Below are 9,114 nucleotides of genomic sequence, written 5' to 3' on the forward strand. Positions count from 1 at the left end.
CCTTCGCACGCGTCAACAAGTACGGCTTCATCGAGAGCCCGTACCGCAAGATCGTCGACGGCAAGCTGACCAATGACGTCGTCTATCTCTCGGCGATGGAAGAGGCCAAGCACCATGTCGCGCAGGCCAACGCCGAGCTCGACAAGAACGGTGGTTTCGTTGACGAATTCGTCATTTGCCGCAGTGCCGGCGAAGTGATGATGGCGCCGCGCGAAAACGTCGATCTGATGGACGTTTCGCCCAAGCAGATGGTGTCGGTGGCCGCGGCCCTGATCCCGTTCCTGGAAAACGACGACGCCAACCGCGCTCTGATGGGCTCGAACATGCAGCGTCAGGCCGTGCCGCTGGTGCGCGCCGAGGCGCCGTTCGTCGGCACCGGCATGGAGCCGATCGTCGCCCGTGACTCGGGCGCCGCCATCGGCGCCCGCCGCGGCGGCATCGTCGACCAGGTGGACGCGACGCGTATCGTTATCCGCGCCACCGAAGATCTCGATCCGGGCAAGTCCGGCGTCGACATCTACCGGCTGATGAAGTTCCAGCGTTCGAACCAGAACACCTGCATCAACCAGCGTCCGCTGGTTCGCATGGGTGACCTCGTCAACAAGGGCGACATCATCGCCGACGGTCCGTCGACCGAGCTCGGTGATCTGGCGCTCGGCCGCAACGTGCTGGTCGCGTTCATGCCGTGGAACGGCTACAACTACGAGGACTCGATCCTCCTGTCCGAACGCATCGTCGCCGATGACGTCTTCACCTCGATCCATATCGAGGAGTTCGAGGTCATGGCGCGCGATACCAAGCTCGGGCCGGAGGAAATCACGCGCGATATCCCGAACGTCTCGGAAGAAGCGCTGAAGAACCTCGACGAAGCCGGCATCGTCTATATCGGTGCGGAAGTTCAGCCGGGCGACATCCTGGTCGGCAAGATCACGCCGAAGGGCGAAAGCCCGATGACGCCGGAAGAGAAGCTTCTGCGCGCCATCTTCGGCGAAAAGGCATCGGACGTGCGCGACACCTCGATGCGCATGCCTCCGGGCACCTTCGGCACCGTCGTCGAGGTGCGCGTCTTCAATCGCCACGGTGTGGAGAAGGACGAGCGCGCCATGGCGATCGAGCGCGAGGAAATCGAACGCCTCGCCAAGGACCGCGACGACGAACAGGCCATTCTGGACCGCAACGTCTACGCGCGCCTTTCCGACGTGCTCGTCGGCAAGGAAGCGATCGCTGGACCGAAAGGCTTCAAGAAGGGCTCGACGCTGTCCAAGGATACGCTCGACGAGTATCCGCGTTCGCAGTGGTGGCAGTTTGCGGTGGAGAACGAAAAGCTCCAGAGCGAACTCGAAGCCCTGCGTGGCCAGTACGACGATTCCAAGAAGGCGCTCGAACAGCGTTTCATGGACAAGGTCGAGAAGGTCCAGCGCGGCGACGAAATGCCTCCGGGCGTCATGAAGATGGTCAAGGTCTTCGTGGCCGTGAAGCGCAAGATGCAGCCCGGCGACAAGATGGCCGGCCGTCACGGCAACAAGGGTGTCGTGTCGCGGATCGTTCCGGTCGAGGACATGCCTTTCCTCGAGGACGGCACGCATGCCGATATCGTGCTCAACCCGCTGGGTGTGCCGAGCCGCATGAATGTCGGCCAGATCCTGGAAACGCATCTGGGCTGGGCATGCGCGGGCATGGGCAAGAAGATCGGCGAGCTGATCGACACGTACAAGGCAGCCGGCGACATCAAGCCGCTGCGCAAGACGCTCGAGAGCTTCATCCCGGCCAACGACCGCAACGAGCCGGTTCGTGACTATGACGACGAGAGCATTGTTCGCCTCAGCGAGCAGATGCGCCGCGGCGTCTCGATCGCGACCCCGGTGTTCGACGGCGCGCATGAGGCTGACATCAACATCATGCTGGAGCAGGCGGGCCTGCACACCAGCGGTCAGTCGCAGCTCTATGACGGACGCACGGGCGAGCCGTTCGATCGCAAGGTGACGATGGGCTACATCTACATGCTCAAGCTTCACCATCTCGTGGACGACAAGATCCACGCGCGTTCGATCGGTCCGTACTCGCTCGTCACCCAGCAGCCGCTGGGCGGCAAGGCGCAGTTCGGTGGCCAGCGCTTCGGCGAGATGGAGGTCTGGGCGCTCGAAGCATATGGCGCCGCCTACACGCTGCAGGAAATGCTGACGGTGAAGTCGGACGACGTCGCCGGCCGTACCAAGGTCTACGAGGCGATCGTGCGTGGCGACGACACCTTCGAGGCCGGCATCCCCGAGAGCTTCAACGTTCTCGTCAAGGAAATGCGGTCTCTCGGCCTCAATGTCGAGCTGGAGAACACCAAGCTCGACGACAACCCGATCCGGCTGCCCGACGCGGCCGAGTAAGGCAATGGCGCGCCACGGCTTTCCGCGGCGCGCCAATCGAATTCGACGGCCAGTGGCCGACAAAGACGGCGGGCGTTTGGCTCGCGACTAGATGCAAGGGGTCTTCGAGGATCCCGAAAAGGAGAACGGCATGAACCAAGAGGTCATGAATCTCTTCAATCCGCAGGCGCCTGCGCAGGTGTTCGATTCCATCCGGATATCGCTTGCCAGCCCTGAGAAGATTCTGTCCTGGTCTTTCGGCGAGATCAAGAAGCCGGAGACCATCAACTACCGCACCTTCAAGCCGGAGCGTGACGGTCTGTTCTGCGCGCGCATTTTTGGCCCGATCAAGGACTATGAGTGCCTGTGCGGCAAGTACAAGCGCATGAAGTACAAGGGCGTCATCTGCGAGAAGTGCGGCGTCGAAGTCACGCTGTCGCGCGTTCGTCGCGAGCGCATGGGCCATATCGAACTGGCGGCACCGGTCGCCCATATCTGGTTCCTGAAGTCGCTGCCGTCGCGCATCGGCACGCTGCTCGACATGACCCTGAAGGACATCGAGCGCGTCCTCTACTTCGAGAACTACATTGTCACCGAGCCTGGCCTCACCGCGCTGAAGGAGCACCAGCTGCTCAGCGAGGAAGAGTACATGATCGCCGTCGACGAGTATGGCGAGGATTCGTTCACCGCCATGATCGGCGCCGAGGCCATTCATGACCTCCTGGCCGGCATGGACCTGGAGAAGATCGCCGGCGACCTGCGTTCGGAACTGGCGTCGACCACCTCCGAGCTGAAGCAGAAGAAGTATCTGAAGCGGCTCAAGGTCGTCGAGAACTTCATGGAATCCGGCAACCGTCCGGAATGGATGATCATGAAGGTGGTTCCGGTGATCCCGCCGGACCTGCGTCCGCTGGTTCCTCTGGACGGCGGCCGCTTCGCCACGTCGGATCTGAACGATCTCTATCGCCGCGTCATCAACCGCAACAACCGTCTGAAGCGGCTGATCGAATTGCGCGCCCCCGGCATCATCGTGCGCAATGAAAAGCGCATGCTGCAGGAAGCCGTCGATGCGCTGTTCGACAACGGTCGTCGCGGCCGCGTCATCACCGGCGCCAACAAGCGCCCGCTGAAGTCGCTGTCCGACATGCTCAAGGGCAAGCAGGGCCGGTTCCGCCAGAACCTGCTCGGCAAGCGCGTCGACTATTCCGGCCGCTCGGTCATCGTGACCGGTCCGGAGCTCAAGCTGCACCAGTGCGGCCTGCCCAAGAAGATGGCGCTCGAACTGTTCAAGCCCTTCATCTACGCCCGTCTCGACGCCAAGGGTTACTCCTCGACCGTCAAGCAGGCGAAGAAGCTGGTCGAGAAGGAGCGTCCGGAGGTCTGGGATATCCTCGACGAGGTCATCCGCGAGCATCCGGTGCTGCTGAACCGTGCGCCGACGCTGCACCGTCTCGGCATCCAGGCGTTCGAGCCGATCCTGATCGAAGGCAAGGCGATCCAGCTGCACCCGCTGGTCTGCACGGCCTTCAACGCTGACTTCGACGGCGACCAGATGGCCGTTCACGTGCCGCTGTCGCTGGAAGCGCAGCTTGAAGCCCGCGTGCTGATGATGTCGACCAACAACATCCTGCACCCGGCTTCCGGCGCGCCGATCATCGTGCCGTCGCAGGACATGGTTCTGGGTCTCTACTATCTCTCGATCGTCAACCAGAACGAGCCGGGCGAGGGCATGGTGTTTGCCGACATGGGCGAACTCCAGCACGCGCTCGAGACCAAGGCGGTGACGCTGCACTCCAAGATCAAGGGTCGTTTCCGCACGGTCGACGCCGAAGGCAAGGTCGTGTCGAAGATCCATGACACCACGCCTGGCCGCATGATCATCGGCGAGCTTCTGCCGAAGAACGTCAACGTGCCTTACGAGACTGCCAACCAGGAGATGACCAAGAAGAACATCTCCAAGATGATCGACACCGTCTACCGCCACTGCGGTCAGAAGGAGACGGTCATTTTCTGCGACCGCATCATGGCACTCGGCTTCAGCCATGCCTGCCGTGCCGGCATTTCGTTCGGCAAGGACGACATGCTGATCCCGGATGCCAAGATCAAGCTTGTCTCCGACACCGAGGCTTTGGCCAAGGAATACGAGCAGCAGTACAATGACGGTCTGATCACGCAGGGCGAGAAGTACAACAAGGTCGTCGACGCCTGGGCCAAGTGCTCGGAAAAGGTCGCCGACGAGATGATGGCCCGCATCAAGGCAGTCGAGTTCGAGGACAATGGCCGTCAAAAGCCGATGAACTCGATCTATATGATGTCGCACTCCGGTGCGCGTGGCTCGCCCACCCAGATGCGTCAGCTTGCCGGCATGCGCGGCCTTATGGCCAAGCCGTCGGGTGAAATCATCGAGACGCCGATCATCTCGAACTTCAAGGAAGGCCTGACCGTGCTCGAGTACTTCAACTCGACCCACGGCGCCCGCAAGGGTCTGGCCGACACCGCCTTGAAGACGGCGAACTCGGGTTACCTCACCCGTCGTCTGGTCGACGTGGCGCAGGATTGCATCGTCAACTCCGTCGACTGCGGCACCGACAAGGGCCTCACCATGCAGCCGATCGTCGATGCCGGTCAGGTCGTCGCTTCGGTCGGCCAGCGCGTGCTGGGCCGTACGTCGCTCGATGACATCACCCATCCGGTGTCGGGCGAGATCCTGGTCAAGGCCGGAACGCTGATGGACGAGCGTGACGTGGAACAGATCGAAAAGGCCGGCGTCCAGTCGGTTCGCATCCGCTCGGCACTGACTTGCGAAGTCAGGGTTGGCGTCTGCGCGGTCTGCTACGGTCGCGATCTTGCCCGCGGCACCCCGGTCAACCAGGGCGAAGCTGTCGGCGTCATCGCGGCGCAGTCGATCGGCGAGCCGGGCACGCAGCTCACCATGCGTACCTTCCACATGGGCGGTACCGCGCAGGTGGTGGACAGCTCGTTCCTTGAAGCCTCGTATGAGGGCAAGGTCGAGATCCGCAACCGCAACGTGGTGCGCAACTCCGACGGCCAGCAGATGGTCATGGGCCGCAACATGGCGGTGCTGATCCTCGACGAAGCCGGCAAGGAGCGCGCCTCGCACCGCCTCACCTATGGTTCGCGCATCTTCGTGGACGATGGTGACAAGGTTAAGCGCGGCCAGCGTATCGCCGAGTGGGATCCCTATACCCGTCCAGTCCTCACCGAAATCGAGGGCAGGGTGTCGTACGAGGATCTGGTCGACGGCATTTCCGTTCAGGAAACGGCCGACGAGTCGACCGGCATCACCAAGCGTGAGGTCATCGACTGGCGCTCGACGCCACGCGGCAACGACCTGAAGCCGGCGATTGCGATCCAGGACGCCAAGGGCAAGGTCGGCAAGCTGTCGAAGGGCGGCGACGCCCGCTTCCTGCTCTCGGTCGAGGCCATTCTTTCGGTCGAGCCGGGTTCGCAGGTTCGTCCCGGCGACGTGCTGGCGCGTATCCCGATGGAAAGCGCCAAGACCAAGGACATCACCGGCGGTCTGCCGCGTGTTGCCGAGTTGTTCGAGGCACGTCGTCCGAAAGATCACGCCATCATCGCCGAGATCGACGGCACGATCCGCTTCGGCCGCGACTACAAGAACAAGCGTCGCATCATCATCGAGCCGCATGACTCGACGCTCGAGCCGGTCGAATACCTGATCCCGAAGGGCAAGCCGTTCCATCTCCAGGACGGCGACGTCATCGAGAAGGGCGACTACATCCTCGACGGCAATCCTGCGCCGCACGACATCCTGGCGATCAAGGGCGTGGAGGCACTTGCTTCCTACCTGGTCAACGAGATCCAGGAAGTCTATCGTCTCCAGGGCGTGTCGATCAACGACAAGCACATCGAGGTGATCGTTCGCCAGATGCTGCAGAAGGTCGAGATCACGGTGCAGGGCGACTCGACCTACATCCCGGGCGATCATGTCGACGTGATCGAACTGGAAGAGGTCAACGAGCGTCTGGTCGAGGACGGCAAGAAGCCGGCCGAAGGCCTGCCGGTGCTGCTCGGCATCACCAAGGCATCGCTGCAGACGCCGTCCTTCATCTCGGCCGCCTCCTTCCAGGAGACGACCCGAGTGCTGACGGAAGCTGCCGTTGCCGGCAAGACCGACATGCTGCAGGGCTTGAAGGAAAATGTCATCGTCGGCCGGCTTATCCCAGCCGGCACCGGCGGCACGATGAGCCAGATCCGGCGCATCGCCACCTCGCGCGACGAACTGATCATCGACGAGCGCCGCAAGGCCTCCGGTGTGGAAGTCGCCGAGCCGATGCTGGCCGACATGACCACCGCCGCGCAGTAAGCGCGGACGGAAAGAGACAAGAAAAGGGGCCGAGTGGCCCCTTTTCGCGTTTTGGTCCCCAATTGGATCGGAGAAGAAAACGATGAGCAAAAGAAGCTGGGCGGCAGTCGACGACTACATCGTCGGTTCCCTGTTTGAGGCGGACCCCGTGCTTGATGCCGTTCTGGCGGCCAATCACGATCGTGGTCTGCCGGCGATTGATATGTCGCCGACGCAAGGCAAGCTGCTTTCGCTTCTTGTGCGCATGCGGGGAGCGAAGAAGGCTCTCGAAATCGGCACGCTGGGCGGCTATTCGACCATCTGGATGGCGCGGGCTTTGCCTGCCGACGGCAAGATCGTGACGCTTGAACTCGACCCGCACCATGCCGCTGTCGCGCAATCGAATTTCGAGCGGGCAGGCGTCTCGGAGCGGGTGGAACTGCGGGTGGGTCCGGCGCTGCAGTCGCTTGCAGCACTTGGCGCCGAGAATGCCGGGCCATTCGACTTCATCTTCATCGATGCCGACAAGCCGAACAATCCGCACTACCTATCCTGGGCCATGCGGTTGTCGCGGTCCGGAACCGTCATCGTCTGCGACAACGTCATACGCGACGGTGCGGTGGTGAATGAAGATGACCGCGACGCCAATGTCGAAGGCGCGCGCGCCGCATTCTCGTTCATCGGCAGCGAGCAGCGTCTGGACGGCACCGCCATCCAGACCGTTGGCGCCAAGGGCTATGACGGCTTTGCCATTGCGATCGTGGAGTGAGATCACACCATGATTGTCTGAGTGACGCTGATATCAGACCAACTCGGTCAGCGGCTGTTCGTTTGTAGACCGGCTTCCCCCAATCCGTCGCTGCTTCGCAGCGCCACCTTTCCCCCCTCGGAGGGAAAGGAAGGGAGCCTCGTTGGAAGAGCGTTGGCGGCAATAGGCTCGTGCCCTTCCTCTACCCCGTCGATCGGGGGAGAGGTGGCTCGGCGTAGCCGAGACGGAGTGGGGGTCGACCTGGCACGAGCGTGTATTCACGCCAGGTCCGCGATCCCGTCGCGTGCACAAATCAATCGAAGAACGCCTCGACCACGTTGCGCTTGCCGAGCATGAAGGCGTCGGCGACATGCTGCAGCGGCGCCAGATCGACATCGGAGGTGCCGGCGTGCAAGATTTCGGCAAAGCGCCGGTAGAGCATCGGATACTCAGCCTCCGGCTCGTCATGAACCACTTTGCCGTCGATGGCGAGCTTCGAGCCGCCGCCCGACAGCACCATGGCGCCCTTGTCGGTGTCGGCCAGGATGTCCCAGCTTTGCGGGCCTGTCTGCAGCCAGTCGAGGTCCATCGTCACCGGCAAGCCATTCGAGGTGCGGAAGGCGACGCGCGCGGCAACCGGGGAGGCGCGGTTTTCGGGAAAGTCGAGCACCGCCGAGGTGATGAACATCGCCGGCAGGATATGGGTGGCAATCGACAGCGCGTTGATGCCGGGATCGAAGACGCCGAAACCGCCGGGTGCCCAGATCCATTCCTGGTTCGGATGCCAGCGGCGCACATCTTCCTTCCAGTTGATGGCGGCCGACCTGATCTTGGCCGTGTCGAGAAATGCGCGCGCGGCCTCGACCGCCGGCGCATAGCGCGAGTGCCAGCTGGCAAACAGCGAGACGCCGTTCTGCGCGGCCAATGTCTTGAGGTCCTCGACCTCACTGACAGTGGCGCCAGGCGGCTTCTCCAGGAAGACATGCTTCTTGGCCATCAGCGCCGTCCGCGCCGCATCGTAGCGGAACTGCGGCGGCATGCAGAGCGAGACGGCCTCGAGTTCGGGCACGGCGTCGAGCATGGCTTCGATGTCAGGAAAATTCGCGATGTCATCCACCCTGCCGTGACGGCTAGCGGCCGCGATGAGGCGATAGTCCTGGTCCTTCGCCAGGGCCGGCAGGTGCTGGTCGCGGACGATCTTGCCGACGCCGACGATGCCTATCTTGATGGGCTGGGACACGGCCGCTCCGTCTGTTGAGTGATGATGAGCGCTTCTTATCAGAACACTTGCCCCGGGCAAGCCGAAGCCGAGCAGCCAAGCTCAGCCTTCCTCGAGCGGCAGTACACACCTCTGTCGGCTGGTAAGGCCGCGGTCGCCGATTCGTCTCGGTCGCCGATTCGAAAGCTGGACCGGGAAGTCGGGGTCAGATCGGCACGTCGAAGGTAACGATCGACACTTCGCCTTCGAGCGCGCCCTGGAAGGCGGAGATATGCGGCTCTTCGTCGGGGATGCCGTCCATATCGCCGATCTGGTCGAGTTCGGCCTCGGCGTACCCTTCAGCGGCAAGCGATTCGAGTGCCCGGCGCACCGCCGAATCGTCGTCGGGCGCGACCAGCATGACGTGGACGCCTTCCGGTTTGCCGCCTTTTTTCTTCCACACCCGGCCGGTGATGATGGTGAC

At 62.7% G+C, this 9,114-nt stretch carries 5 protein-coding genes; 3 read left to right on the forward strand and 2 right to left on the reverse strand.

Annotation, left to right across the window (positions count from 1 at the left end; all coding sequences use genetic code 11):
- The 3 genes from rpoB to EN943_RS31375 form a co-directional block, all read left to right on the forward strand.
- Positions 1-2,378: DNA-directed RNA polymerase subunit beta (rpoB, locus tag EN943_RS31365; protein ID WP_127415923.1), on the forward strand; the 2,378-nt coding region annotated here is incomplete at its 5' end.
- Between the two features lie 130 nt (positions 2,379-2,508).
- Positions 2,509-6,705 carry a DNA-directed RNA polymerase subunit beta' gene (rpoC, locus tag EN943_RS31370; protein ID WP_024505639.1) on the forward strand — a complete coding sequence of 1,399 codons (4,197 nt, stop codon included), beginning with the start codon at positions 2,509-2,511 and terminating at the stop codon, positions 6,703-6,705.
- Positions 6,706-6,787: 82 nt separating this feature from the next.
- A complete protein-coding gene (locus tag EN943_RS31375) occupies positions 6,788-7,453 on the forward strand; it encodes an O-methyltransferase (RefSeq protein WP_127415924.1) in 666 nt (221 codons plus the stop codon).
- 292 nt (positions 7,454-7,745) lie between these two features.
- Here EN943_RS31375 and EN943_RS31385 read toward each other — a convergent pair whose 3' ends face one another.
- Complete coding sequence (locus EN943_RS31385; RefSeq protein ID WP_127415926.1) at positions 7,746-8,672, reverse strand: Gfo/Idh/MocA family oxidoreductase; 927 nt, start codon at positions 8,670-8,672, stop codon at positions 7,746-7,748.
- Positions 8,673-8,856: 184 nt separating this feature from the next.
- Positions 8,857-9,114: transcriptional regulator (locus EN943_RS31390; RefSeq protein ID WP_127223521.1), on the reverse strand; the 258-nt coding region annotated here is incomplete at its 5' end.

The organism is Mesorhizobium sp. M7A.F.Ca.US.006.01.1.1 (assembly GCF_003997935.1).
GTDB lineage: Bacteria > Pseudomonadota > Alphaproteobacteria > Rhizobiales > Rhizobiaceae > Mesorhizobium.